The organism is Pantoea anthophila (assembly GCF_006494375.1).
In the GTDB taxonomy this organism is placed as follows: domain Bacteria; phylum Pseudomonadota; class Gammaproteobacteria; order Enterobacterales; family Enterobacteriaceae; genus Pantoea; species Pantoea anthophila.
In genome coordinates this window covers 389,369-413,090 of record NZ_VHIZ01000050.1, presented here as the reverse complement: position 1 = coordinate 413,090, position 23,722 = coordinate 389,369, and the positions used below count along the sequence as shown (strand labels likewise).

The window sequence follows — 23,722 nt, the reverse complement described above, 5'->3', positions numbered from 1 at the left end:
TAATGCGTTATATTATCCGCTACACAACGAATAGCCGGAGAAGATCATGTCACACCATTACACTCGCTGGGGCGTCGCGGCGCTGGTCACTTTTTCACTGGCCGGTCAGGCGGTTGCCGCCGATAATATTACCGTGTTTGCGGCGGCCTCACTGACCAATGCCCTGCAGGATATTGCCAGCCGTTATCAGCAGGAGAAGGGCGTGAACGTCGTCGCTTCGTTCGCCTCCTCTTCCACGCTGGCGCGCCAGATTGAACAGGGGGCCCCTGCCGATCTTTTTATCTCTGCCGATCAGCAGTGGATGGACGATGCGGTCGCTAAAAACAGCATGATGAAGAGCAGCCGTTATACGCTGCTGGGCAACGATCTGGTGTTAATCGCCCCGCGCAGCGCCGCGGCAAAAGCGGTTACGCTGGACAAGCAGACGGACTGGAAAAACCTGCTGCACGGTGAACGTCTGGCTGTCGGCGACCCGGATCATGTGCCGGCGGGACTCTACGCCAAAGAGGCGCTGCAGAACCTGGGGGCCTGGCCGCAGGTCGCACCGGTATTAGCCCCGGCTAACAACGTGCGGGCAGCGCTGGCGCTGGTCGAGCGCAACGAAACGCCGTATGGCATAGTGTATGGCTCCGACGCCGTGGCCAGCCAAAAAGTGCAGGTCGTGGGGCATTTCCCGGCCAGCAGCCACAAACCAGTGGAATATCCCATGGCGATCGTTAACGATCACAACCGCGCCGCCGTTAAGGCGTTTTATGACTACCTGAAAGGGCCGGAAGCGGCGGCTATCTTCAGACACTACGGATTCACACCGACGAAATGATACTCAGCGATCCCGAATGGCAGGCGGTACTGCTCAGCCTCAAAGTCTCTGGCATTGCCGTGCTCGGCAGCCTGCCGTTTGGCATCCTGATGGCCTGGATTCTGGTGCGCTGCCGTTTTCCCGGCAAAGCGCTGCTCGACAGCCTGATCCATCTGCCGCTGGTGCTGCCGCCGGTGGTGGTGGGGTATCTGCTGCTGATAAGCCTGGGCCGGCGCGGCATCATCGGCGAAAAGCTCTATGACTGGTTCGGTTTCAGCTTCGCCTTCAGCTGGCGGGGGGCCGCACTGGCCTCCGCGGTGATCGCTTTTCCGCTGATGGTGCGCGCCATCCGGCTGGCGCTGGAGGCGGTCGACAGCCGGCTGGAGCAGGCGGCGCGCACGCTGGGGGCCGGACGCTGGCGGGTATTCTTCACCATTACGCTGCCGCTGACCCTGCCTGGCGTGATTGTCGGGACGGTGCTCGCCTTTGCCCGCTCGCTGGGTGAGTTTGGCGCGACCATCACCTTTGTTTCCAATATACCGGGCGAGACCCGCACCCTGCCGCTGGCGATGTTTACCCTGATCGAGACGCCGGGTGCAGAAGGGGCGGCGGCGCGCCTCTGCGTGATCGCCATTGTACTGGCGCTGGCGTCGTTGCTGACGTCGGAATGGCTGGCCCGTGCCGGTCGTAAGCGGATGGGAAGCTGATGCTGTCACTCAATTTTATGCAGCAGCAGGGCGATCATCACTTAGAGGTCGACCTGCAGATCCCGGCCAGCGGGATCACGGCCATCTTCGGCGTCTCCGGGGCCGGTAAAACTTCGCTGATCAACGCGATCAGCGGCCTGACTCAGCCCCAGCGCGGACGGATAGCGCTGAATGACCGGCTGCTGTTCGATGCGGAGCAGGGGATATCGCTGCCGCCGGAAAAGCGGCGTATCGGCTATGTCTTTCAGGATGCCCGGCTCTTTCCCCACTACCGGGTGCGCGGCAACCTGCAATATGGCATGGCGCCCGCGATGAAAGCGCAGTTCGACACCCTGGTGTCACTGCTGGGGCTGGAGGCGCTGCTGCCACGCTTTCCGCTGTCGCTGTCGGGCGGCGAGAAGCAGCGGGTCGCCATTGGCCGTGCGCTGCTGACCGCACCGGATATGCTGCTGCTGGATGAGCCGCTGGCGTCACTGGATCTGCCGCGCAAACGCGAACTGATGCCTTATCTGCAAAAGCTGGCAAAGCAGGTCGATATTCCGATGCTCTACGTTTCGCACAGCCTGGAGGAGATCCTGCAGCTGGCCGATAACGTGCTGGTGCTGGATGCGGGGCGGGTTAAAGCCTTCGGACCGCTGGAGCGGGTCTGGAGCAGCAGCGCGATGCGTCCCTGGCTGCCGATGAGTGAACTGACCAGCGTGCTGCGGGTGCAGGTGCTGGAGCAGCATCCCGACTACCCGATGACCGCGCTGTCGCTGGGCGATCAGCATATCTGGGTCAGCCGGGTGAATCAGCCGGTGAAGACCCCGCTGCGCATTCGCATCGCCTCGGCCGACGTTTCGCTGGCGCTGCAGCCACCCCAGCACAGCTCCATCCGCAACATTCTGCCCGCGCAGGTGGTGGAGCTGGTGGAGGTCGGCGATCAGGTTGAGGTGAAGCTGCGCATCGGCATCAGCGAACTCTGGGCGCGCATCACGCCGTGGGCGCGGGATGAGCTGGGCATCCGGCCCGATCAGTGGCTCTATGCCCAGATTAAAAGCGTCTCGGTGACGCCCTGATTACAACACGTACTGATGGAGGGTATCGGCAATGGCGGTTTCAAGGTTCGTGCCGATCACCTTCTTCGCCCGTGCTTTAATCGCCTCGTCGGCGTTGCCCATCGCCACCCCCAGTCCGGCCGTTTCCAGCATGCTGAGATCGTTGTAGTTGTCACCGAAGGCGATCACATCCGACATGCTCAGGCCCTGTGATTCAACCCACTGCGCCAGTCGTTTGCCTTTGCTGTTGCCGCCGCGAGCGATATCCACCTGATCGTGCCACGACCATTCGCAGGCCAGCCCCAGCTCCGTTTCCACCTGGCTGGCGAACTGCTGCAGTTCCGGAATGTTGGTATGCGACAGCGCAAACTTCCAGATCGAACCGGCGTCGCGCGCCGCCTGAGCGAGGTCAGGCACCTGACGAAACAGCGGGCGCTGGTGGGCAGGGAGTGATTCGGCCCACTTCAGGGTGCGCGTCACGTGTCCGGTCGCCGTCTGATAGAGCATCGCATCATCCACATAGAGCAGGCCGTGAATCCGCTGCGCGTTCAGCCTGTCGATCACCTCAAGGGCGAGTTGCGGATCGAGCGGGTCGGACGCCAGCACCTTTTTCGCCTGATAATCGTACAGATAGGTGCCATTACAGCAGATCGCAGGTGTATCCAGCTGTAACGCCTGATAAAAAGGATGGATGGCGCAGTGATGGCGTCCGGTCACGATAACGACGTGAATACCCGCCTGGCGTGCCTGGTTCAGCGCCTCGATGGACTGCGGCAGAATCGTTTTGGCGGGGGTCAGCAGTGTGCCGTCGAGGTCGAGGGCAATTACACGGTAGCTCATTAATCCTTCCATTCATCCGGGTTTGCGAGGGCTAAAGTCTACACCTGACCGCGGCCCGGAGACAAAAAACAGGGCACAAATGATTCCAGCGTCCGGCAATAAAACGCGCTACAGTGATTGACAGTTCATGATCAGGCAGCAAAAAAGGAGAATGCATGAAACAAGTTGTCTACACCGCCAGTCCCGAGAGCCAGCAGATCCACGTCTGGCAGATGAATGATGAGGGTGGGCTGACGTTGCTTCAGGTGACCGATGTCGCCGGCCAGGTTCAGCCGATGGTGGTGAGTCCGAAGCGCGATTTTCTCTATGTCGGTGTTCGTCCCAATTTTCGCGTGCTGGCATTCCGTATTGCCGCAGACGGCACGCTGACGGAAGCGGGCCAGGCTCCGCTGCCCGGCAGTCCGACCCACATCTCCACCGATCATCAGGGGAAATTCCTCTTCTGTGGCTCCTACAACGATGCCTGCGTCAGCGTCAGCCCGATTGGTGAGGATGGGATTCCGCAGGCGCCGCTGCAGGTGATTAACGGACTGGAGGGCTGTCACTCCGCCAACATCGACAATGACAATAAGACGCTCTACGTGCCGGCCCTGAAGCAGGATCGCATCTGTCTGTTTGCGCTGGGCGCAGACGGTCAGCTGACGCCGCGTGAGCAGGCGCAGGTGACGACGGTCGAGGGTGCCGGTCCGCGTCACATGCAGTTCCATCCGGGCGGGCAGTACGCCTACTGCGTGAACGAACTCGACAGCACGGTTGAGGTCTGGGCGTTAAATCAGGGCGGGGGAGAGGCCGAGAGCGTGCAGACGCTGGACATGATGCCGCCGGACTTCAGTGGCACGCGCTGGGCAGCCGATATTCATCTGACGCCGGATGGCCGTTTCCTCTATGCCTGCGATCGCACCAGCAGCACGCTGGCGATCTTCAGCGTCAGCGAACTGGGTGATGAGCTGACGCTGGAAGGGTTCCAGCCGACCGAAACGCAGCCGCGCGGCTTTAATATCGACCACAGCGGACGCTATCTGGTGGCGGCAGGGCAGAAGTCGCATCACATTGAAGTCTATGCCATTAATGAACCGAAAGGGTTGTTAAAGCCGCTGGGGCGTTATGCCGTGGGCCAGGGTCCGATGTGGGTCGTGATCCATCCGCTGCAGGCGTAACTCCTCCTGAAAAACGCCTCTCCTGAGCAGGAGAGGCATTCAGAGGGCGGAAAAACGCAAATCCGGGTGCCTCTGACCGCAATGAATCCGCTCAGAGCATGCAGGGAACACGGTCAGAAGAGGGAAGCGTTCTCTGTTACTGATAGTTCGCGGTCAGCGAGGCGCTCGCCAGAGCGTGGAAATGCACATTAAAGCCGACCATCGCGCCACTGGCGCCTTCATCCACTTCAATCGTCTCCACATCCAGCGCATGCACGGTGAAAATGTAGCGATGGGTTTCGCCCTGCGGCGGTGCTGCGCCACCGTAACCCGCCTGACCGAAATCGGTTCGGGTCTGCACGGCGCCTGCAGGCAGCTCCGCTTTACCGGAACCGGCACCCTGCGGCAGGGAGGTGGTGCTGGCCGGGATGTTCGCCACGACCCAGTGCCACCAGCCGGACCCGGTCGGGGCATCCGGATCGTAGCAGGTCACCACAAAACTTTTGGTGCCCGCCGGTGCCGCTTCCCAGGCCAGATGCGGAGAGATATTCTCGCCGTGATAACCCATGCCGTTGAAAACATGCTTCTCAGGCATCTTCTCGCCGTCATTAAAATCCTGACTAAAAACGCGCATCACATCTCCTTAACTGTCGATGAATAGCCTTTCATCATAACCAAAAGCGCAGCCAGTGCCAGCGGTCAGCCTGCTCAGGAGACAAAATGGTGCGGATGATCCAGCGCGCCGGCAATAGCAGCGGTCAGCCGGCTTAACGCCGGTGGCGTGATGATGTAGGGCGGCATCAGGTAGATTAAGCGGCCAAACGGGCGGATCCAGACCCCCTGTTCCACAAAGAACTGCTGCAGCGCCGCCATGTTGACCGCCTGATGCGTTTCCACCACGCCAATCGCGCCCAGCACGCGCACGTCGGCCACCTGCGGCGAGTGGCGCAGCGGCAGCAGTTCAGCCCGCAGCTGCCGTTCGATGTTTGCCACCTGGCATTGCCACTCTCCTTCCGCCAGCATCTTCAGGCTCTCCGACGCGACCGCGCAGGCCAGCGGATTGCCCATGAAGGTCGGGCCATGCATGAAACAGCCTGCCGCACTGCGGCTGATGGTGTCCGCCACTTCGCGGGTGGTCAGGGTGGCCGCCAGGGTCATCATGCCGCCGGTGAGCGCCTTGCCGACGCAGAGAATATCCGGGGTGATGCCCGCGTGCTCGCAGGCAAAGAGCTTGCCGGTGCGGCCGAATCCGGTGGCGATCTCATCGGCAATCAGCAGCACGCCGTAGTGGTCGCACGCCTCCCGCACCTGCTGCAGGTAGCGCGGATGATAAAAACGCATGCCGCCAGCGCCCTGCACAATCGGCTCCAGAATCACCGCCGCCAGTTGCTGATGGTGTGTCTCAATCAGCCGGGCAAAATCCTCAAAGTCCTGGCTCTGCCACGCATCGTCAAAGCCGCAGGCCGGTGCCGCTGCAAAGCGATGTTCCGGCAGATAGCCGCGCCACAGGCTGTGCATGGAGTTCTCAGGATCGCACACCGACATCGCTGCAAAGGTATCGCCGTGATAGCCGCGCTTCAGCGTCAGAAAGGTCTGGCGCGTCTCACCGCGGCCCAGCCAGTATTGCAGCGCCATCTTCATCGACACTTCCACCGCCACCGAACCGGAGTCCGCCAGGAAGATGCACTCCAGCGCCTCAGGCGTCATCGCCACCAGCTGGCGGCAGAGCGCCACCGCTGCCGGGTGGGTGATGCCACCAAACATGACGTGGGACATCTGTGCAACCTGCGCGGTCAGCGCCTGGTTCAGACGCGGATGGTTGTAGCCATGGATCGCGGCCCACCAGGAGGACATGCCATCCACCAGTTCACGGCCATCGGCAAGTTGCAGCGTAACCCCGTGGGCGGCCACCACGGGGTAGCAGGGCAGGGGATCCTGCATGGAGGTGTAGGGGTGCCAGATATGCTGGCGGTCAAAACGGGCATCTTCAGAGGTGAACGCGGTGAGGGTCATCGGAGTTGTAAACCAAAATAAAAAAATATAGTTTACAAGTATACCCCTGCTTTCTGTCGGGATGACACCCTTTTTGGAGTAAGTAATGGCTCAACGCTGGACAATTGCACAGGCGCAAGCGCTGTTTGATGAACCCTTTCTTGAACTGATGTTTAAAGCGCAGCAGGTGCACCGTCAGCACTTCGACCCGCGTCAGGTGCAGGTCAGTACCCTGCTGTCGATCAAAACCGGTGCCTGCCCGGAGGATTGCAAATATTGCCCGCAGAGTGCGCGCTACAAGACCGGCCTGGAGTCGGAACGCCTGATGGAAGTGGAAGAGGTGCTGACCTCCGCCCGTCAGGCCAAAGCCGCGGGTTCGACCCGCTTCTGCATGGGGGCCGCGTGGAAAAATCCGCACGAGCGCGATATGCCCTATCTGGAAAAGATGGTTGAAGGCGTCAAGGCGATGGGAATGGAAACCTGCATGACGCTGGGCACCCTCAGCGAGCAGCAGGCGCAGCGACTGGCGGTCGCGGGGCTCGATTTCTACAACCACAACCTCGACACCTCGCCGGAGTTTTACGGCTCCATCATCACCACCCGCAGTTATCAGGAGCGCCTGGATACGCTGGGCAAAGTGCGCGACGCCGGGATCAAAGTCTGTTCAGGCGGGATCGTCGGCCTCGGGGAAACCGTGAACGATCGCGCCGGTCTGCTGGTGCAGTTAGCCAATCTGCCGACGCCACCCGAGAGCGTGCCGATCAACATGCTGGTGAAGGTGAAAGGCACACCGCTGGCGGATAACGACGATGTGGAACCGTTCGATTTTATCCGCACCATCGCGGTGGCGCGCATCATGATGCCGACCTCCCATGTGCGTCTCTCAGCAGGCCGGGAGCAGATGAACGAACAGACCCAGGCGATGTGCTTTATGGCCGGGGCGAACTCCATTTTCTACGGCTGCAAACTGCTGACCACGCCCAATCCGGAAGAGGATACCGACCGGGTGCTGTTCCGCAAACTGGGGCTGAACCCGGAGCATACGCACACGCAGCACGGCGATCAGCAGCAGGAAGAGCATCTCAGCGAGCAGCTGTTCCATGCCGACACGGAACAGTTCTACAACGCGGCGCTGTAATGAGCTGGCAGCAACGATTCCGGCAGGCGCTGGATCAGCGTCGTGCGGCCGACGGCTGGCGGCAGCGACGGATTATTGACGAACAGACGACCCGCACGCTGCACAGCGGCGGTCGCTGCTATCACCACTTCTCCAGCAATGATTATCTCGGCCTGACCCGCCATCCGGCGGTAATCGCGGCCTGGCAGCAGGGGGCGGCGCTGACCGGCGCGGGCGCGGGGGCCTCAGGGCACGTGACCGGCTATCACCGGCAGCATGCCGATCTGGAGGCGCAACTGGCCGACTGGCTCGGCTATGACCGTGCGCTGCTCTTTATCTCCGGTTTCGCGGCCAACCAGGCGGTGATCCATCTGCTGGGGGAGAAAAACGATCGCATCCTGGCTGATAAGCTCAGCCACGCCTCACTGCTTGACGCGGCCAGCCACAGCCCGGCGCAGCTGCGCCGGTTCAGCCACAACGCGCCGGAGAGTCTGGCGGCGCGGCTCGCCTTACCCTGTGAGGGGGAGACGCTGGTGGTGACCGAGGGCATCTTCAGCATGGATGGCGACAGCGCGCCGCTGGCCGCACTGGCGCAGCAGACGCGTCAGGCCGGAGGCTGGCTGCTGGTGGATGATGCGCACGGCATTGGCGTGGTGGGTGAGCAGGGGCGCGGCAGCTGCTGGCAGCAGGGCGTCCGGCCGGAACTGCAGGTGATCACCTTCGGCAAAGCCTTTGGCGTCAGCGGCGCGGCCCTGCTGTGCGATGCCGACACCGCCGACTACTTTCTGCAGTTCAGCCGTCATCTGATCTACTCCACCGCCATGCCCGCGGCCCAGGCTTTTGCGCTGCAGGCGGCGCTGCATGAAGTTCAGCAGGGCGAGGCGCTGCGCCAGCGCCTGCAGCAGAATATCCGCCATTTCCGGCGCGGCGCGGCGCCGCTGCCGTGGCAGCTGATGGATTCAGAGAGTGCGATTCAGCCCCTGCTGGTGGGTGAAAACAGCGAGGCGGTGGCGCTCTCTGCGCGGCTGGCTGAGGCGGGCTGCTGGGTGAGCGCTATCCGGCCGCCTACCGTGCCACCGGGTACCGCCCGGCTGCGCATCACCCTGACGGCGGCACATCGCCCTGAGGATATCGATCGGCTACTGGAGGCACTGCATGACGCTGCAGGTTGACAAACAGGCGGTCGCACGCGCTTTTGGCCGGGCGGCGAGCCACTACGATGCGCATGCCGCCCTGCAGCGTCTGAGCGGCGATGCCCTGCTGGCACACGCCCCGGTCGACAGTGGTCTGCACCTGCTGGATGCCGGTTGTGGCACCGGCTGGTACAGCCGGCTCTGGCGCGCGCGCGGCAAACAGGTTACGGCGCTGGATCTCTCCCCGCAGATGCTGCAACAGGCACGCCGCAACGACGCGGCGCAGCACTATCTGGCGGGGGACATTGATGCGCTGCCGCTGGCGGACAACAGCTTTGACCTGGTCTGGAGCAACCTGGCGGTGCAGTGGAGTGACGATCTGCCGCAGGCGCTGGCCCAGTTCCGGCGGGTGCTGCGGCCCGGCGGCACGCTGCTCTTTTCCACCCTGGGGGATGATTCGCTGCAGGAGGTGCATGAAGCCTGGTCACATCTGGACGCACTGCCGCATGCCAATCGCTTTCTCAGCGAGGCGCAGATTGCCGCCGCCTGCCATGCCTGGCCGCTGCGCTGCACCTCGGAGCGGGTGACGATCCATTTTCCCGATGCGCTCAGCGCCATGCGCTCACTGAAGGGCATTGGCGCGACCCATCTGCATCAGGGGCGTGACGGCCAGGTGTTAACCCGGCAACGCCTCAGCCGGTTAGAGGCGCACTGGCCGTGCGACCGGCACGGCTACCGCCTGAGTTATCATTTAATTTATGGAGTAAGTGCATCATGAAACGCCTGTTTATCACTGGCACCGACACCGAAGTCGGCAAAACGGTCGCCAGCGGCGCGCTGTTGCAGGCCGCCGCCGCCGCAGGCTTCCGCTGTGCGGGCTATAAGCCGGTGGCGTCGGGCTGTGAGATGACGCCGGAGGGCATCCGCAACAGCGATGCGCTGGCCCTGCAGCGTTACAGCAGCGTCGCGTTAACATACCAGCAGGTCAATCCGCTGGCCTTTATGGAACCGACATCGCCGCACATCGTCAGCGCGGAAGAGGGCAGACCGATTACCCATCTGGCGCTGTCGGCCGGTCTGGCGGCACTGGAGCCGCTGGCGGACTGGATTCTGGTCGAGGGGGCCGGGGGCTGGTACACCCCGCTGTCGGAAACGCACACCTATGCGGACTGGGTGGTCAGCGAACAGCTGCCGGTGATTCTGGTGGTGGGGATTAAGCTGGGCTGCATCAACCATGCGCTGCTCACCGCAGAGGCGGTACGGGCGCGCGGGCTACCCCTGGCAGGCTGGATCGCGAATACCATCGAGCCACCGGGCAAACGTTATCAGCACTATCTCGCCAGCCTGAAACAGCGCCTGCCTGCCCCCTGTCTGGGCACGATCCCCTATCTCACGGATGAGGCGCAGCAGGCTGCCTGTGGACACTACCTGACGCTGCCTGAATAAGCGGACCCGGCCCGGCAGTCACTGCGGCCAGCGGCGGCTCTGCCCGCCGCATCCGGTTTTGCCTTCAGGCCACCGTCAGCCATTTATCGACGGTGTAGTCGTCAAGCTGCGCCATGCTGCCGTGCGCCACATTGCGACCGCGGTGCAGCAGCAGAAAGTAGTCTGCCACGCGGCGGATTAGCGACAGGCGCTGCTCCAGCAGGAGAATGGTCAGCCCGTAGTCGAGGTTAAGCCGCCGGATCAGATTGCCCATCTCCTCCTCCAGCCACGGCGACATGCCGTCGGTGGGTTCATCGAGAATCAGCAGTTTAGGTTGCAGCACCAGCGCACGCGCCAGGGCCAGCTGTTGCTGCTGATCGACAGGCAGATCGCCGCTGCGCTGCTGGCGCAGCGAATAGAGTGCCGGAAAGAGATCGAAGACCATTTCAGGAATGGCGCGATGGCGATCGTGCTGACTGGCACCCGCCAGCAGGGCGATCAGCAGGTTATCTTCCACGCTCATCTGGGTAAAAATGTGGCGGCCCTGCGGCACGTAGCCGATCCCCATCTGTGCCCGCTGTTCAGCCGGTTGCAGCAGCAGATCTTCCGGCGGGGAGCCATCTTCCTTCCAGGAGATAGAGCCGCTGTTGATAGGCAGTCTGCCCATGATGCAGTTCACCAGCGTGGTTTTGCCCATGCCAGGCCGGCCCAGAACGCCGGTGCAGGTGCCAGGCGCCAGATCGAGGTCCACATCCCAGAGAATGTGGTTCTGACCATAAAATTGATTCACCGAACGTAAACTCAGCATCTGACACTCTCCTTCCCGATCATTAGCCTGAATGCTTCCGCTCTCTGTCGTCTGGCAAACAAGTCATCAGCAGCGGCCCTGTCGCCGTTGCAGCTCAGTGCGCCTGGTGCGCGTTGGTGCCAGAGAGTCCTGCAATTCCCAGGCCAGATCTTAAAACGGCCCTGTTTTCTGCTGCTGTGCCTGCTTTAGGGGAAGGAAAGGTGAGAAAAACTTATCAATTCCCCACGGTCATTACGCACCTGCACTTTTGCAGTGCCTGGCGGCGCTGTTCCTGGTGCAGGCGTGCTCTGAGAAGGCAACGAATCTGATTAAGAATTCTAGTCGGCGCCGGGAAATTTGCCTGGCCAGCGGGGGGAAGGATTAAAAATGCAGACTATTCCGCCAGCCGCGGGCGCGAAATTTAACGGAAAAAAAATTATTTTCGCGGTGTCAGAAGGGCAGGGAAAAACTATACACAGCTGATGGCGGCGGGGCTGCCATCACTTATCCACTATTCCTGTGGATAACCTTGTGCATTAGGTAATGAAAACCAGTTGGAAGCGAGGAAATACGGGGCCTGGTAACATAATGACGAGATTCTGGCCTCATAAGCTAAAGCCAGTAAAATCAGTATTTTATTAAAAAACAAGCCTGCGATTTCTCTGTCAGGTAACCAGACTGTAATTTTGTGACGCTCTATTGACAAATGTTAAATCCGATCTCTGCCTGGGGATAACCTTGCGCAACACGCTTCGCCTGGATTTTCATCGCGCGCCAGAGAGGGGAGCGGAACCGCAACAGGGTTAACATTGCACCATTACTGTTTTTATATCCAGTATTATTTTCTGGCAAAATCACCATAGCCGAGTAAAATAAGTGCCTGCCCGCCGACTTCTCCAGCAGGAAATGCATTCATGAGCAAAGCCTTTAAATTAAACTCTGCCTTTAAACCTTCAGGCGATCAGCCTGAGGCGATCCGTCGCCTGGAAGAGGGACTGGAGGATGGACTGGCCCATCAGACCTTATTAGGGGTAACCGGCTCCGGTAAAACCTTTACCGTCGCCAACGTGATTGCCGACCTCAACCGTCCGACCATGGTGCTGGCGCCCAATAAGACGCTGGCCGCCCAGCTTTATGGCGAAATGAAAGAGTTTTTCCCGGATAACGCCGTGGAGTTCTTCGTCTCTTACTACGACTACTATCAGCCTGAAGCCTATGTGCCCAGCTCCGACACCTTTATCGAAAAAGATGCCTCGGTGAATGAGCACATCGAACAGATGCGTCTGTCGGCCACCAAGGCGCTGCTGGAGCGGCGGGATGTGATCGTGGTGGCGTCCGTCTCCGCGATCTACGGTCTGGGCGACCCCGATCTCTATCTGAAAATGATGCTGCACCTGACCCGCGGCATGATCATCGATCAGCGCAGTATTCTGCGTCGTCTCTCAGAGTTGCAATACACCCGAAACGACCAGGCGTTCCAGCGCGGGACCTTCCGGGTGCGCGGCGAGGTGATCGATATCTTCCCGGCGGAGTCGGATGACATTGCGCTGCGCGTAGAGCTGTTTGACGAAGAGGTTGAGCGGCTGTCGCTATTCGACCCGCTGACCGGCCAGATCGAGTCGGTGGTGCCGCGCTTCACCATCTACCCTAAAACCCACTACGTCACGCCGCGCGAGCGCATCCTGCAGGCGATGGAAGAGATCAAAGTGGAGCTGGCGGATCGCCGGCGGGTGCTGCTGGAGAACAACAAACTGCTGGAAGAGCAGCGTATCACCCAGCGTACCCAGTTTGATCTGGAGATGATGAGCGAGCTGGGCTACTGCTCCGGCATCGAAAACTACTCACGCTATCTCTCTGCCCGCGGGCCGGGCGAAGCGCCGCCAACGCTGTTTGACTATCTGCCTGCCGATGGCCTGCTGGTGGTGGATGAGTCCCACGTCACCATTCCGCAGATTGGCGGCATGTATAAAGGCGACCGGGCGCGTAAAGAGACGCTGGTGGAGTATGGCTTCCGTCTGCCGTCGGCGCTGGATAACCGTCCGATGAAGTTTGAAGAGTTTGAGGCGCTGGCGCCCCAGACCATCTACGTGTCGGCGACGCCGGGTAAATATGAGCTGGAAAAATCGGGCAATGAAGTGGTCGATCAGGTGGTGCGTCCGACCGGTCTGCTCGATCCGATCATCGAAGTGCGTCCGGTCGGCACCCAAGTTGACGATCTGCTGTCGGAGATCCGTCAGCGCGTGGCGGCCAACGAACGTATCCTGGTGACGGTGCTGACCAAACGCATGGCGGAAGATCTCACCGAATACCTGACAGAGCATGGCGAGAAGGTGCGCTATCTGCACTCCGATATCGATACGGTGGAACGTATGGAGATCATCCGCGACCTGCGTCTGGGTGAGTTTGATGTGCTGGTGGGCATCAACTTACTGCGTGAGGGGCTGGATATGCCGGAAGTGTCGCTGGTCGCGATCCTGGATGCGGATAAAGAGGGCTTCCTGCGTTCAGAACGTTCCCTGATCCAGACCATTGGTCGTGCGGCACGAAACGTTAACGGTAAGGCGATTCTCTACGGCGATAAAATTACGCCGTCGATGGCGCGTGCCATTGAAGAGACCGAACGCCGCCGTGAGAAGCAGCAGCTGCACAATGAAAAGAATGGCATCGTGCCGCAGGGCCTCAACAAGAAGATCACCGATATTCTGGAACTCGGCAACAACGTGGTGAAAACCCGTGGCAAAGCCAGACCGGCCCGCCCGGGCGAAGCGCAGGCTCAGGCCGATTTGCTGACCTTAACGCCTCAGGCGCTGCAGAAGAAGATCCACGAGCTGGAGGGACAGATGCAGCAGCATGCGCAGAACCTGGAGTTCGAGCAGGCGGCGAACGTGCGCGATCAGCTGCATGAGCTGCGTACGCTGTTTATTGCGGCCTCATAGCGCCGTTAAAACCCTGAATGGCGTGTTCCAGCGCCACCCTGAGCAGCTGGCGGTCGTGACGATATTTAATGTCGGCGGCCTCCAGCGGTTCACGGACGATCAGCCGATCGTCAATCCCCCGGGTATCGACCGCCGGGCTGACCACCACGGCATCAATCACCCGCTTGCCAATGTAACGCTCCATCATCGCCAGTTTGTCAGCCACCGACAGGCTGGCGGCAGCGGGGCTGAGCTCGCGGCCCAGATTGCCGATAAAGACCATGGTGGCGGGCGTGCGCCGCAGCGCCTGCGCCATCTCATCCATCAGCAGGATCGGCATCAGGCTGGTGTAGAAGCTGCCCGGCCCGATCAGGATCAGATCCGCCTCACCAATCGCCTGCAGCGCTTCCCGCGTAGGCTGGACATTGGGATGCAGCATCAGCTCCTGCGGCGGCTGCTTCATCTCGTCAATCGCCGTTTCGCCGTAAACCATGTTGCCTTCCGCATCCATCGCCACCAGATCCACCGGCTGCTCCGACATCGGGATTAAAAAGGCATCCACCTTCAGCAGGTTGCGGATGATGTTGATCGCCTCCAGCGGGCGCACGCTGAGATGATCCAGCGCGCGCAGCATCAGGTTACCCAGGTTGTGCCCGGCCAGTTCGCCATTACCGGCGAAACGATACTCAAACATCGCAGAGGCGACGCTGGGTTCGGTAATCAGCTGGTTCAGGCAGTTGCGCATATCCCCCCAGGCGATCCCGCCTTCGGAACGGCGGATACGGCCGGTTGAACCGCCGTTGTCGGTGGTGGTGACAATGCCGGTGAGACGCGAGCCCAGCGGGGAAAGGGCAGACATCACGCGGCCCAGACCGTGTCCGCCGCCCAGTGCCACAACGCGATCAAGATCGGCCAGTGTGCGATTCATACTTCTCCTTACTTTCCTTTCGCGTGGCGAGGCTCTAAACGCTAAGCCCGCGCGGATGACTTACGTCAAAATCAGGCGGGCATTTTAACGTATCCTGTCGCGAAAATGCGGTGAAAATTCGATATGTATAAGAATATATAGCGAAAACAGCGAATGGAAGAGTGGCGTGAATCACGCTACCATCATGTTTACCGCGCTGATCAACGGGTCAGCGTACACTCAAGCCTGAATGCCTAAGTCTGCGGATAGGGGGTTCAGGCCGTAGCCATCGAGCTGCCAGGGTGCAGGAAGAAATGACTGCATCTCCCAATCTGGAAAGGTGTTCTGGTGTCACAATTTACTGATGCATACGCGCGTAAGTTCTATTACCTGCGCCTGTCGGTCACGGATGTCTGCAATTTCCGCTGTACCTACTGTCTCCCGGACGGCTACAAGCCGCAGGGAATTCGTAACAAAAGCTTTCTCTCTCTGGATGAAATCCGCCGTGTCACGCGGGCCTTTGCGGCAGCCGGCACGGAAAAAGTGCGGCTGACCGGGGGTGAGCCGTCGCTGCGCCGTGATTTCACTGACATCATCGCCGCGGTGCGTGAAAACGCCGCCATTCGACAGATCGCGGTGACCACTAACGGCTACCGGCTGGCGCGTGACGTGAAGCAGTGGCGCGAGGCAGGCTTAACCGCGCTGAACGTCAGTGTGGACAGTCTGGATGCCCGCCAGTTTCACGCCATTACCGGTCAGGATAAATTTCATCAGGTGATGAGCGGCATCGATGCCGCCTTTGACGCCGGTTTTCGCCAGGTGAAAGTCAACAGCGTGCTGATGCGCGATCTTAACAGCCGCAATCTCGCCACCTTCCTGGACTGGATCCGCACCCGTCCGATTCAGCTGCGCTTTATCGAACTGATGGAAACCGGTGACGGCGGTTCGCTGTTCCGCGATCAGCACGTTTCCGGTGCGGTGATCCGCGACCAGCTGATCGCTCAGGGCTGGCAGCGTCGCGAAAGCGAACGCAGTGACGGCCCGGCGCAGGTTTTTTACCATCCCGACTATGTCGGCGAGATCGGCCTGATTATGCCCTACGCTAAAGATTTCTGTGCCAGCTGCAACCGTCTGCGTGTCTCCGCGCAGGGCAATCTGCACCTCTGTCTGTTTGGCGACGGCGGCATTCCGCTGCGCGATCTGCTGGCGTCGGACGACCAGCAGGCTGAACTGCAGGCGCGCATTGCCAGCAGCCTGGGGCAGAAGAAGCAGACCCATTTTCTCCATCAGGGCAACACCGGCATCACACAGAATCTCTCTTACATTGGCGGCTAATTTCAGGAGGCAGTATGGGTAAACCAGCCAGCGAATTTCAGGCGGTGCAGATTGCGGTGATGACGGTCTCCGATCGTCGCGATGCCAGCAACGACACCTCCGGTGACTACCTGCGCAGCGCGGCGGCGGAAGCGGGCCACAGCGTGGTCGATCACGCTATCGTGCCGGAGAATCTCTATCGCATTCGTGCCACCGTGTCGCGCTGGATCGCCAGTGACGATGTGCAGGTGGTGATCGTGAACGGCGGCACCGGGTTTAACCTGAAGAACAGCACGCCGGAAGCGCTGCTGCCGCTGTTTGACCGCGAGATTGAGGGATTTGGCGAACTGTTCCGGATGATCTCCTACGAGGAGATTGGCGGTTCGACCCTGCAGTCACGCGCCATTGCCGGTCTGGCGAATCAGACGCTGATTCTGGCCGTGCCGGGTTCGACCAGCGCCTGCCGTACCGCCTGGGAGCGCATTATTGCCGACCAGCTTGATGCGCGCACTGCGCCCTGTAATTTTGTCTCACATCTGAAGAAACAATAAGCATGTCTCAACTTACACACATTAACGCCGCGGGCGAAGCGCACATGGTGGATGTCTCCGCCAAGGCTGAAACCGTGCGCGAAGCGCGGGCAGAAGTGCTGGTGCTGATGCAGCCGGAAACGCTGCAGATGATTATTGAGGGCAGCCACCATAAAGGGGATGTCTTTGCTACCGCCCGCATCGCCGGTATCCAGGCGGCGAAACGCACCTGGGAGCTGATTCCGCTCTGCCATCCGCTGATGCTGAGCAAAGTGGAAGTGAACCTCGAAGCAGAACCGGCACACAGCCGGGTCCGCATTACCTCGCTCTGCCGCCTGAGTGGCAAAACCGGCGTGGAGATGGAGGCGCTGACCGCGGCTTCGGTGGCCGCGCTGACTATCTACGACATGTGCAAAGCGGTGCAGAAAGATATCGTCATCGATCAGCTGCGTTTAATCAGCAAGAGCGGTGGCAAAAGCGGCGATTTTCAGGCGGTGGCCCATGATTAAGGTGCTGTTTTTTGCCCAGGTGCGCGAGCTGACCGGCACGGCCGCACTGGAGGTCAGCGCGGACTATCCGGACGTGGCGGCACTGCGCGCATCCCTCGCTGCACGGGACGACCGCTGGGCGCTGGCGCTGGCGTCGGGTAAGCTGCTGGCGGCGGTCAATCAGACGCTGGTGCCGATGACGCATCCCCTGCGCGCCGGTGATGAAGTGGCCTTTTTCCCGCCCGTAACCGGAGGCTGAGATGGACACGCAGATTCGCGTCGGCCCCGCGCCGTTTGACATGGCGGAAGCGTATCGCTGGCTGGCCGCCTGTGATGAAGATGGCGCGGTGGTGACCTTTACCGGTAAAGTCCGCAACCACAATCTGGGGAGTGATGTGGCGGCGCTGACGCTGGAGCACTATCCCGGTATGACCGAGAAAGCACTGCAGGAGATCGTGGCGGCGGCGCGTGAACGCTGGCCGCTGCAGCGCGTCACGGTGATCCATCGCGTCGGCGAGCTGTTTCCCGGCGATGAAATCGTGCTGGTCGGCGTCACCAGCGCCCATCGCGGCAGCGCCTTTTCCGCCGCCGAATTCATCATGGATTACCTGAAAACGCGCGCGCCCTTCTGGAAACGCGAAGCGACAGAGCAGGGTGACCGCTGGGTGGATGCCCGCGACAGCGATCACCAGGCCGCTCAGCGCTGGGAGTAGCGCGGAACTACGGCTGCTTCAGCTGCTCCGCCGGGCCAAAGCGGGTCTGGCCGTGACTGTGCTCACCGCCGCCCGTCGTCCGCTTCAGCTGGATCACCTGGCCCTGCTGCCACGCGTTCGCACCCGCCGCCGCCGGGTGCGCCACGATATCGGCGCGCTGGGCGCGAATCGCTTTGCTGTCGACGTCGAAGCGGCGATCGCGGTCGGCCAGCAGCCGGGAATCCATCTGACCATCCGCCGTAAAGCCCATCATCAGTGCCGGAATGCCGAGCGGCAGCGTTTTATCGCGGTCGGTATGCCAGGTGTGCCAGGTTTTCCCGTAGGTATTCACGATGCGTTTCATCAGGGCGTGATCGGCGCTGGCGGGTAAGCCCGGCGCAATCAGCGTGCCCGACTTCACCTCATACTGGTGGCTGTGCCACAGCTTCTTCTCCTCCGGGGGCAGGGTGTTGAACAGCCGTTCGCTGATGATGTACTCCACCCCCATCAGCCGCGCGTCGCGGGTGTTGCCGTCATAGATCACCGCCTGCATCACATCCTCGTTCAGCACGGTGACGTAGTGGTGTGCCTCCATCTGACCGTTCTGGTCACCATTGTAAAAATGGAAGCCATCCAGATAGGTGTTGATCGCCTCAATCGGCGGTCGTGACTGCATCACGCTGGCGCCGGTCTCCAGCAGCTTCAGCGAGGAGGAGGTGGGCGCGCCCGGTGACTGCACCTGAGCAGGCGTATTATTGGCGCCGCAGCCGGTTAATAACAGGCTGAACGCCGCAACAGGCCAGAGTTTAAACATCGTAAGTTCCTTTAACGTTAAAAAAGGTAACCTTAGTTCAGTTCCCGCCTGCCTGTGAAACGCTGGCGATGATAGAGTAGGGTTTTGGTTCATTCTGAGGACAGGCATGTCATCCACCCCGATTCTGCAACGTCTGACACTGGTCGCCGCGCTGGTGCTGGCGGGCTGTAGCAGCAAGAAAACCCCCGAGGCGCCGGTCCGGCAGCCTGAGGATGTGAAAGCACAAATCCAGCGGCTGCTGCCGTCGCATGTCAGCAACAAAGCGGCATGGAGCGACGATATCTACACCTCTTTCCGCACCCAGCAGATCGATCCCAGCGCCAGCAACCTTTGCGCGGTGATTGCCGTGGCGGATCAGGAGAGCAACTTCAGCGCCGAGGCGGCCGTGCCCGGCCTGCCTAAAATCGCCTGGGGTGAGATCAATCGCCGGGCGGCCAAAGTCCACGTGCCGGCTTTTCTGGTGCGCACGGCGCTGCTGATTAAATCCCCGACCGGCGAAAGTTACGCGGCGCGGCTCGACAAAGTGCGCAGTGAAAAAGAGCTGAGCGCCATCTTTGATGACCTGATCGACATGGTGCCGATGGGCCAGACGCTGTTTGGCAATCTCAATCCGATCCACACGGGCGGGCCGATGCAGGTCAGCATTGCCTTTGCCGAGGCGCATGCCAAAGGCTATCCGTGGCCGGTTGATGGCACGATCCGGCGTGAAGTCTTTACCCGTCACGGCGGGATCTACTTCGGCACCATGCACCTGCTCGGCTACCCGGCTGACTACAGCCAGCCGCTCTACCGCTTCGCGGACTTTAATGCGGGCTGGTACGCCAGTCGCAACGCGGCATTCCAGGCGGCGGTGGCGAAGGCGACCGGGATGAAGCTGGCGCTGGATGGCGATCTGATCCTCTATGGCTCAGACGCGGCGGGCGGCACCGAACTGGCGGTGCGCACCCTGTCGAAGCAGATCGACATGAGCAACAGCGCCATCCGGCGCGATCTGGAGAAAGGGGAGAAAGCGTCGTTCAGCGACAGCGAACTCTGGAAGCAGGTCTTTACCCTGGCGGATAAAATGGCGGGCCGTAAGCTGCCGCGTGAAATGCTGCCAGGCATTAAGCTGGAGAGCCCGAAAATTACCCGCAATCTCACGACGGCGTGGTTTGCGCAGCGCGTCGACAGCCGTTATCAGCAGTGTCTGTCGCGGCGTTAAACGGCATGTTGTGGCGCAGTTGAGCTGAGCTGTGCCACACTTAAATCTGACAGGGCTCCCTGTGGAGCGTCTTACTACTCATCCCTTTATCAAGAGGTGCATCATGGATCGATATCCACGACATGATTCTATCGTTCAACCCGCCTCGCGCGGGCTTCAGGCTTACATGGCCCAGGTGTATGGCTGGATGACCTGTGGTCTGCTGCTGACGGCGTTTGTCTCCTGGTTCGCTGCACGTACGCCTGCGGTCATGGAGCTGGTCTTCGCCAACCGGATCACCTTCTTCGGGCTGATTATCGCGCAGCTGGCGCTGGTGTTCTTCCTGTCAGGCATGGTGCATCGCCTGAGCGGGGCGGTGGCGACCGGGCTGTTTATGCTCTATTCGGCGCTGACCGGCGTCACGATGGCCAGCATCTTCCTGGTTTACACCTACTCCTCCATCGCCAGCACCTTCTTTGTCGCCGCCGGAATGTTTGGCGCGATGAGCTTCTACGGCTACACCACCAAACGCGATCTGAGCCGGTTTGGCAGTCTGTTGTTTATGGCGCTGATCGGCATCCTGCTGGCGTCGCTGGTGAACTTCTGGCTGAAGAGCCCGGCGCTGATGTGGGCGATTACCTACATCGGAGTGGTGGTGTTTGTCGGCCTGACCGCCTATGACACCCAGAAGCTGAAAAATATCGGTGAGCAGATTGATGCGCGCGACACGGAAAACCTGCGTCGCTACTCGATCATGGGGGCGTTAACGCTCTATCTGGACTTCATCAACCTCTTCCTGATGCTGCTGCGGATTATGGGCAACCGTCGCTGAGTCAGGCTACCCGTTTCGCGGCCAGCGCCGCGCTGAACGGCTGAGATGTAAAGGGGGAGGCGCAGCGGTTGCGCCTCCCCCGTTTTATGATGACTTCTGAAGCTTCTGCTCATTCTTCTGGCGCAGATGCTTCGCCCGGCTCTCCAGAACCAGATAGAGCACCAGCGCCAGCAGCAGCGGCAGGATGAAATAGAGGACGCGATAGGCGAGCAGCGCCGCGATAATGGTGCCATGCGACGCGTGCTGACCGCTGAGCAGTGCCAGGAAGACCGCCTCCAGCACGCCAATCCCCGCCGGAATATGAATGATCACCCCGGCAATACTGCTGATCAGCAGCACGCCCAGCACCATCGGATAGCCGACATCGCGCCCCAGCAGCAGCCAGATAATTGCCCCCATCACCATCCAGTTAGCGCAGGAGACGCCAAACTGCAGCAGGGCCATACGCAGCGAGGGGAGCTGCAGCGTCTGCCCTTTGACCGTCCAGCGTCGCTGTTTCGAGAAGGCACAGGCCCAGAGGTAGATCGCCACCAGCACCAGCAGCACCACACCGATCAGCCGCAGGGTGGTCTCGCCGATAAACCAGCCGCTGGGGATGGAGACCATGCCCGCACTGAACACCACGCCAGCCAGCAGAATGTAGCCCAGCCAGTTGGTGGCGATGCTCAGGGAGAAGATGCGGGTGATGGTGGCGCTGTCGAGTCCCAGACGGGAGTAGAGCCGGTAGCGCATCGCCACACCGCCGACCCAGGTGCTCAGCGTCAGGTTAAAGGCGTAACAGATAAACGACACCAGCATGACCTGCCGCTTCGCCAGCTTATGTCCGCAGTAGGCGCGCCCGATGAGGTCATAGCAGCCGTAGACCAGGTAACTCAGCACCACCAGTCCGGCGGCGGTCAGCACCACAAAGCGGTTATAGTTAACGATGACGTCATAAACATCTTCCCAGTTCACTTTGCGGGCATAAACCACCAGCAGCACCACCACCGCGATAAAGAACAGCACGGTGAGGATCTTTTTTGCCAGTTGCCAGCGTGGATGTTTTTTTGCCATCAGGATTTTGCTCCCTGGTTGTCGGCTTCTACGCGATCCTGTGTCTCCATCTCGGGCTGCACCGGGGCAGCCACCTGGGCCAGCCGCGGTGTGTGCGCCGGTAACCAGCCCGCAATAGCCGGGAAATGGCGCAGGAAGTGGAAGACCACCACGCTTTTGCTGAGCTGCCACCAGTTGCGCGGGGGCAGACGATCCTCCTGCACCCGCTGACAATCATTTGCCAGCAGCGCTTCAAGGTTGTCACGCAGCGTCTGGTTAAACGGCCGGTCGTGAATGATCAGGTTGGCTTCCAGGTTGAGTGACAGGCTGAGCGGGTCGAGATTGCTGGAGCCGACGGTGGCCCACTGATCGTCCTTCACCGCGATCTTGCCGTGCAGCGGACGACGGATATATTCATAGACTTCAACCCCGCCATCGACCAGATAGTTGTAGAGCAACTCCGCGCCCACTTTCACAATCGGCATATCCGGCTCGCCCTGCACAATCAGCCGCACCCTGACGCCGCGCTGCGCCGCGTTGCGCATCTCACGCAACAGCCGGTAGCCGGGAAAGAAGTAGGCGTTAGCGATAATCACATCCCGCTTCGCCTCGCGCAGCATCTCAAGGTAGTGCATTTCGATGTCGTCGCGATGTTCGTCATTGTCGCGATAGACATAGAGCACCTGGGCATCGCCGGGTCTGGCATTGACCGCCGGACGGTGAGACCGCGACCCCCACCAGCGGCGGGTAGGCTGTTCACTGCCAATCGCCTGCTGCAGATAGCGGGCGATGTCGCCCACCACCGGCCCTTTGACCTGCACCGCATAATCCTGCTTGGCCTCGGGGCCGTAGTCGGTGTTGTGCTCGGCAGAGAAGTTGATGCCGCCCACAAAGGCCACCACATCATCCACCACCACGGTTTTGCGGTGCAGGCGGCGAAACACGTTAGTACGCATGCCCATCACCAGCGGGCGCGGATCGTAGTAGATGAAGCGCACGCCCGCGCTGGTCAGGCTGTTCACAAAGTTGTCAGAGAGTTCGGCGGAGCCGTAGCCATCGACCATGATTTCAACCCGCACCCCACGCTGGGCCGCCGCCAGCAGTTCGCGATGCAGGGCATTGCCGACCTCATCCTCAAACAGAATAAAGGTTTCAATCAGCACCGTGCGCTCGGCCCGCTGTATCGCACCAAAGACGCGCGGGAAAAACGCCTCACCATTTTCCAGCAACAGCAGCCGGTTGCCTTCCTGCCAGCTGAAATTCATAGGTGAATCTCCACGGCCAGCGGCGCATGGTCGGAGAGATGGGACCACGGCTTACGCGGCAGCGCCCACGGATGAGTGACGGTGGCATTACGTACATAGATGCGGTCGAGCCGCAGAATCGGGAAGCGCGCCGGGAAGGTGCGCGCCGGGCGTCCGGTTTTCATGCTGAATACCTCTTTCAGGCCTGCGCCCTGTTTTAAGATCGCGTTAGCGCGTCGTTGCCAGTCGTTAAAATCACCCGCCACCACAACCGGCGCGTCGGGCGGCAGCGAGGTGACCATTTCACATATCATCTTCATCTGCGCGCGGCGGTGCGAGGCCTTCAGGCCAAGGTGCACGCAGATAACGTGCAGCGTGCCATGCGGCTCGGGCAGGGCGATCTGACAGTGCAGCATGCCGCGATTTTCACTGCCCGCCACCGAGATATCCCGGTTCTCATACTCTGCAATCGGAAAGCGCGACAGCACGGCATTGCCGTGATGTCCTTCCGGGTAGACCGCATTGCGCCCGTAGGCGAAATCGTTCCACATGGTGTCGGCCAGAAACTCATAGTGTGGCGCCTCGGGCCACGCGTCATGGTTAAGCGGATGGATGGCATGCGTGCCCATCACCTCCTGCAGAAGGACCACATCCGCCGACGTTGCGCGAACGGCTTCGCGTAATTCCGGCAGGATGAAGCGGCGATTAAACGGGGCAAAACCCTTGTGTGTATTGATCGTCAGGACTTTTATTGAAAATCCTTGCGTGTTTTGTGGCATACTCGCGACGCACTCCTTTTCA

At 60.7% G+C, this 23,722-nt stretch carries 25 protein-coding genes and 1 riboswitch; of the genes, 16 read left to right on the top strand and 9 right to left on the bottom strand.

Going from position 1 to position 23,722, the window contains the following annotated elements:
• The first annotated feature begins 46 nt into the window (after nt 1-46).
• The 3 genes from modA to modC are packed head-to-tail and all read left to right on the top strand — an operon-like array spanning nt 47 to nt 2,564.
• Entirely contained in the window at nt 47-820 is a 774-nt protein-coding gene (gene modA, locus FJW00_RS14115; protein WP_140924549.1) for a molybdate ABC transporter substrate-binding protein, read from the top strand.
• Nucleotides 817-1,506, top strand: a complete 690-nt coding sequence (modB, locus tag FJW00_RS14110) for a molybdate ABC transporter permease subunit (protein ID WP_140924546.1) — start codon at nt 817-819, stop codon at nt 1,504-1,506. Before modA ends, modB begins: the two co-directional genes overlap by 4 nt.
• Entirely contained in the window at nt 1,506-2,564 is a 1,059-nt protein-coding gene (modC, locus tag FJW00_RS14105; RefSeq protein WP_046101443.1) for a molybdenum ABC transporter ATP-binding protein ModC, read from the top strand. Before modB ends, modC begins: the two co-directional genes overlap by 1 nt.
• Here the strand turns inward: modC and FJW00_RS14100 are convergent, their stop codons facing one another.
• Complete coding sequence (locus tag FJW00_RS14100) at nt 2,565-3,383, bottom strand: pyridoxal phosphatase (RefSeq protein ID WP_140924544.1); 819 nt, start codon at nt 3,381-3,383, stop codon at nt 2,565-2,567.
• 155 nt (nt 3,384-3,538) lie between these two features.
• On the opposite strand from FJW00_RS14100, the gene pgl reads away from it, so the two are divergent.
• The gene (gene pgl, locus FJW00_RS14095) at nt 3,539-4,540 is read left to right on the top strand and encodes a 6-phosphogluconolactonase (RefSeq protein ID WP_009091346.1); all 1,002 of its coding nucleotides are present in this window, start codon (nt 3,539-3,541) and stop codon (nt 4,538-4,540) included.
• 136 nt (nt 4,541-4,676) lie between these two features.
• Here pgl and FJW00_RS14090 read toward each other — a convergent pair whose 3' ends face one another.
• Both FJW00_RS14090 and bioA read right to left on the bottom strand, forming a co-directional pair.
• Nucleotides 4,677-5,153, bottom strand: coding sequence for a kinase inhibitor (locus tag FJW00_RS14090; protein ID WP_009091345.1), 477 nt, complete (start codon nt 5,151-5,153; stop codon nt 4,677-4,679).
• Nucleotides 5,154-5,227: 74 nt separating this feature from the next.
• Entirely contained in the window at nt 5,228-6,532 is a 1,305-nt protein-coding gene (bioA, locus tag FJW00_RS14085) for an adenosylmethionine--8-amino-7-oxononanoate transaminase (protein WP_140924542.1), read from the bottom strand.
• A gap of 85 nt (nt 6,533-6,617) precedes the next feature.
• Here bioA and bioB point away from each other — a divergent pair, with 85 nt between their 5' ends.
• Genes bioB through bioD form a run of 4 tightly spaced genes read left to right on the top strand, consistent with a single transcriptional unit; the run spans nt 6,618 to nt 10,207 of the window.
• Nucleotides 6,618-7,649, top strand: a complete 1,032-nt coding sequence (gene bioB / locus FJW00_RS14080; protein WP_140924540.1) for a biotin synthase BioB — start codon at nt 6,618-6,620, stop codon at nt 7,647-7,649.
• Nucleotides 7,649-8,800 (top strand): 8-amino-7-oxononanoate synthase, encoded by a 1,152-nt coding sequence (gene bioF, locus FJW00_RS14075; RefSeq protein ID WP_140924538.1) that lies wholly within the window; start codon nt 7,649-7,651, stop codon nt 8,798-8,800. Before bioB ends, bioF begins: the two co-directional genes overlap by 1 nt.
• A complete protein-coding gene (gene bioC, locus FJW00_RS14070; protein ID WP_140924536.1) occupies nt 8,784-9,539 on the top strand; it encodes a malonyl-ACP O-methyltransferase BioC in 756 nt (251 codons plus the stop codon). The genes bioF and bioC overlap by 17 nt, the downstream gene beginning before the upstream one ends.
• Nucleotides 9,536-10,207, top strand: a complete 672-nt coding sequence (bioD, locus tag FJW00_RS14065) for a dethiobiotin synthase (protein WP_046101450.1) — start codon at nt 9,536-9,538, stop codon at nt 10,205-10,207. Before bioC ends, bioD begins: the two co-directional genes overlap by 4 nt.
• A 64-nt stretch (nt 10,208-10,271) precedes the next feature.
• On the opposite strand, the gene FJW00_RS14060 is transcribed toward bioD, so the two are convergent.
• Nucleotides 10,272-10,994: an ABC transporter ATP-binding protein gene (locus FJW00_RS14060; RefSeq protein WP_009091339.1), complete on the bottom strand. Its 723-nt coding sequence runs from the start codon at nt 10,992-10,994 to the stop codon at nt 10,272-10,274.
• Between the two features lie 893 nt (nt 10,995-11,887).
• Here FJW00_RS14060 and uvrB point away from each other — a divergent pair.
• Nucleotides 11,888-13,909 (top strand): excinuclease ABC subunit UvrB, encoded by a 2,022-nt coding sequence (gene uvrB, locus FJW00_RS14050; protein WP_009091335.1) that lies wholly within the window; start codon nt 11,888-11,890, stop codon nt 13,907-13,909.
• Here uvrB and FJW00_RS14045 read toward each other — a convergent pair.
• Complete coding sequence (locus tag FJW00_RS14045; protein ID WP_009091333.1) at nt 13,893-14,816, bottom strand: gluconeogenesis factor YvcK family protein; 924 nt, start codon at nt 14,814-14,816, stop codon at nt 13,893-13,895. The genes uvrB and FJW00_RS14045 overlap by 17 nt on opposite strands.
• Nucleotides 14,817-15,020: 204 nt before the next feature.
• A riboswitch (molybdenum cofactor riboswitch) is annotated at nt 15,021-15,154 on the top strand.
• Here FJW00_RS14045 and moaA point away from each other — a divergent pair.
• The 5 genes from moaA to moaE all read left to right on the top strand — a co-directional run bounded on the left by moaA (nt 15,144) and on the right by moaE (nt 17,840).
• Nucleotides 15,144-16,130: a GTP 3',8-cyclase MoaA gene (moaA, locus tag FJW00_RS14040; RefSeq protein WP_111207713.1), complete on the top strand. Its 987-nt coding sequence runs from the start codon at nt 15,144-15,146 to the stop codon at nt 16,128-16,130. (Overlaps the previous riboswitch by 11 nt.)
• A gap of 14 nt (nt 16,131-16,144) precedes the next feature.
• Nucleotides 16,145-16,660: a molybdenum cofactor biosynthesis protein B gene (gene moaB / locus FJW00_RS14035; protein ID WP_111207712.1), complete on the top strand. Its 516-nt coding sequence runs from the start codon at nt 16,145-16,147 to the stop codon at nt 16,658-16,660.
• 2 nt (nt 16,661-16,662) lie between these two features.
• The gene (moaC, locus tag FJW00_RS14030; RefSeq protein ID WP_111207711.1) at nt 16,663-17,148 is read left to right on the top strand and encodes a cyclic pyranopterin monophosphate synthase MoaC; all 486 of its coding nucleotides are present in this window, start codon (nt 16,663-16,665) and stop codon (nt 17,146-17,148) included.
• Nucleotides 17,141-17,386, top strand: a complete 246-nt coding sequence (moaD, locus tag FJW00_RS14025) for a molybdopterin synthase sulfur carrier subunit (protein WP_111207710.1) — start codon at nt 17,141-17,143, stop codon at nt 17,384-17,386. Before moaC ends, moaD begins: the two co-directional genes overlap by 8 nt.
• Before the next feature lies 1 nt (nt 17,387).
• Nucleotides 17,388-17,840, top strand: coding sequence for a molybdopterin synthase catalytic subunit MoaE (moaE, locus tag FJW00_RS14020; RefSeq protein WP_009091326.1), 453 nt, complete (start codon nt 17,388-17,390; stop codon nt 17,838-17,840).
• 7 nt (nt 17,841-17,847) lie between these two features.
• Here the strand turns inward: moaE and FJW00_RS14015 are convergent, their stop codons facing one another.
• Complete coding sequence (locus FJW00_RS14015) at nt 17,848-18,633, bottom strand: OBAP family protein (protein WP_046101456.1); 786 nt, start codon at nt 18,631-18,633, stop codon at nt 17,848-17,850.
• 106 nt (nt 18,634-18,739) lie between these two features.
• Between FJW00_RS14015 and FJW00_RS14010 the strand changes: the two genes are divergently transcribed.
• Nucleotides 18,740-19,834, top strand: a complete 1,095-nt coding sequence (locus tag FJW00_RS14010; protein WP_058958322.1) for a DUF1615 domain-containing protein — start codon at nt 18,740-18,742, stop codon at nt 19,832-19,834.
• A gap of 103 nt (nt 19,835-19,937) precedes the next feature.
• Nucleotides 19,938-20,645: a Bax inhibitor-1/YccA family protein gene (locus FJW00_RS14005; RefSeq protein WP_046101458.1), complete on the top strand. Its 708-nt coding sequence runs from the start codon at nt 19,938-19,940 to the stop codon at nt 20,643-20,645.
• 84 nt (nt 20,646-20,729) lie between these two features.
• Here FJW00_RS14005 and FJW00_RS14000 read toward each other — a convergent pair whose 3' ends face one another.
• The 3 genes from FJW00_RS14000 to FJW00_RS13990 are packed head-to-tail and all read right to left on the bottom strand — an operon-like array spanning nt 20,730 to nt 23,700.
• The gene (locus FJW00_RS14000) at nt 20,730-21,698 is read right to left on the bottom strand and encodes a lysylphosphatidylglycerol synthase domain-containing protein (RefSeq protein ID WP_009091322.1); all 969 of its coding nucleotides are present in this window, start codon (nt 21,696-21,698) and stop codon (nt 20,730-20,732) included.
• Complete coding sequence (clsB, locus tag FJW00_RS13995; RefSeq protein ID WP_009091321.1) at nt 21,698-22,942, bottom strand: cardiolipin synthase ClsB; 1,245 nt, start codon at nt 22,940-22,942, stop codon at nt 21,698-21,700. The genes FJW00_RS14000 and clsB overlap by 1 nt, the downstream gene beginning before the upstream one ends.
• Nucleotides 22,939-23,700 (bottom strand): endonuclease/exonuclease/phosphatase family protein, encoded by a 762-nt coding sequence (locus FJW00_RS13990; RefSeq protein WP_009091319.1) that lies wholly within the window; start codon nt 23,698-23,700, stop codon nt 22,939-22,941. Before FJW00_RS13990 ends, clsB begins: the two co-directional genes overlap by 4 nt.
• Between the last annotated feature and the right edge of the window lie 22 nt (nt 23,701-23,722).

Bases quoted from the DNA above. Each gene is read 5' to 3' on its own strand.
- FJW00_RS14010 (WP_058958322.1), top strand. From the start codon at position 18,740: ATGTCATCCACCCCGATTCTGCAACGTCTGACACTGGTCGCCGCGCTG.
- moaC (WP_111207711.1), top strand. From the start codon at position 16,663: ATGTCTCAACTTACACACATTAACGCCGCGGGCGAAGCGCACATGGTG.
- FJW00_RS14060 (WP_009091339.1), bottom strand. From the start codon at position 10,994: ATGCTGAGTTTACGTTCGGTGAATCAATTTTATGGTCAGAACCACATT.
- moaB (WP_111207712.1), top strand. From the start codon at position 16,145: ATGGGTAAACCAGCCAGCGAATTTCAGGCGGTGCAGATTGCGGTGATG.
- modB (WP_140924546.1), top strand. From the start codon at position 817: ATGATACTCAGCGATCCCGAATGGCAGGCGGTACTGCTCAGCCTCAAA.
- FJW00_RS14090 (WP_009091345.1), bottom strand. From the start codon at position 5,153: ATGCGCGTTTTTAGTCAGGATTTTAATGACGGCGAGAAGATGCCTGAG.
- FJW00_RS14100 (WP_140924544.1), bottom strand. From the start codon at position 3,383: ATGAGCTACCGTGTAATTGCCCTCGACCTCGACGGCACACTGCTGACC.
- bioA (WP_140924542.1), bottom strand. From the start codon at position 6,532: ATGACCCTCACCGCGTTCACCTCTGAAGATGCCCGTTTTGACCGCCAG.
- FJW00_RS14015 (WP_046101456.1), bottom strand. From the start codon at position 18,633: ATGTTTAAACTCTGGCCTGTTGCGGCGTTCAGCCTGTTATTAACCGGC.
- bioB (WP_140924540.1), top strand. From the start codon at position 6,618: ATGGCTCAACGCTGGACAATTGCACAGGCGCAAGCGCTGTTTGATGAA.
- clsB (WP_009091321.1), bottom strand. From the start codon at position 22,942: ATGAATTTCAGCTGGCAGGAAGGCAACCGGCTGCTGTTGCTGGAAAAT.
- modA (WP_140924549.1), top strand. From the start codon at position 47: ATGTCACACCATTACACTCGCTGGGGCGTCGCGGCGCTGGTCACTTTT.
- moaD (WP_111207710.1), top strand. From the start codon at position 17,141: ATGATTAAGGTGCTGTTTTTTGCCCAGGTGCGCGAGCTGACCGGCACG.
- bioF (WP_140924538.1), top strand. From the start codon at position 7,649: ATGAGCTGGCAGCAACGATTCCGGCAGGCGCTGGATCAGCGTCGTGCG.
- modC (WP_046101443.1), top strand. From the start codon at position 1,506: ATGCTGTCACTCAATTTTATGCAGCAGCAGGGCGATCATCACTTAGAG.
- bioC (WP_140924536.1), top strand. From the start codon at position 8,784: ATGACGCTGCAGGTTGACAAACAGGCGGTCGCACGCGCTTTTGGCCGG.
- FJW00_RS13990 (WP_009091319.1), bottom strand. From the start codon at position 23,700: ATGCCACAAAACACGCAAGGATTTTCAATAAAAGTCCTGACGATCAAT.
- pgl (WP_009091346.1), top strand. From the start codon at position 3,539: ATGAAACAAGTTGTCTACACCGCCAGTCCCGAGAGCCAGCAGATCCAC.
- FJW00_RS14000 (WP_009091322.1), bottom strand. From the start codon at position 21,698: ATGGCAAAAAAACATCCACGCTGGCAACTGGCAAAAAAGATCCTCACC.
- FJW00_RS14045 (WP_009091333.1), bottom strand. From the start codon at position 14,816: ATGAATCGCACACTGGCCGATCTTGATCGCGTTGTGGCACTGGGCGGC.
- moaE (WP_009091326.1), top strand. From the start codon at position 17,388: ATGGACACGCAGATTCGCGTCGGCCCCGCGCCGTTTGACATGGCGGAA.
- bioD (WP_046101450.1), top strand. From the start codon at position 9,536: ATGAAACGCCTGTTTATCACTGGCACCGACACCGAAGTCGGCAAAACG.
- uvrB (WP_009091335.1), top strand. From the start codon at position 11,888: ATGAGCAAAGCCTTTAAATTAAACTCTGCCTTTAAACCTTCAGGCGAT.
- FJW00_RS14005 (WP_046101458.1), top strand. From the start codon at position 19,938: ATGGATCGATATCCACGACATGATTCTATCGTTCAACCCGCCTCGCGC.